The 454-nt window shown below is 70.3% G+C and carries 1 protein-coding gene; it reads right to left on the bottom strand.

Annotated features, from left to right (window positions below):
* On the bottom strand, positions 1-428 hold a 428-nt coding region (locus AC5RWQ_RS30495), incomplete at its 3' end, for a DUF5753 domain-containing protein (RefSeq protein ID WP_494286047.1).
* Positions 429-454: the final 26 nt, after the last annotated feature.

Genomic DNA, 454 nt, shown 5'->3' with positions numbered 1-454 from the left:
GTGCTGTAGTGCGCGCCGAAGTCCAGGGGCAGAACGCCGAGGTCCACGCGCGGATGCCCGGCCACCTCCAACAGGTGGTCCAACTGCCCGCGCATCACCTCTGGGCTGCCGATCCGGCGGCGCAGCGCGGCCTCGTCGATCACGAAGGAGAGGTTCGCCGTCCCGTCGAGCATGTGCGCCTGGCGCTCCTTGCGCAGTGCCGCGACCCGCACCGCCCGTGCCGGCTCGACTCGCGGCTCGAGAAGCGCCTCGGCGTAGCCACCGGTCTGCAAGTGCCCCGGCACGACGACCGGGTGGTAGACGGACACCTGGTCCGCAGCGCCTTCCAGGCCCAGATACTGGCCGAACGACGGGGACAGCACCTCGTGGTACTTCGCCCACCAGCTCGACCCCTTGCTGTTGCGGGCGTCCGCGACCAACTCGTCCACCTGCGCACGCTCGGTCACTCCGTAGA

It is taken from the genome of Micromonospora sp. BS32, assembly GCF_059089345.1.
Note: the sequence above shows the minus strand (reverse complement) of the source record. Positions and strands in the feature narration are given on the sequence as shown.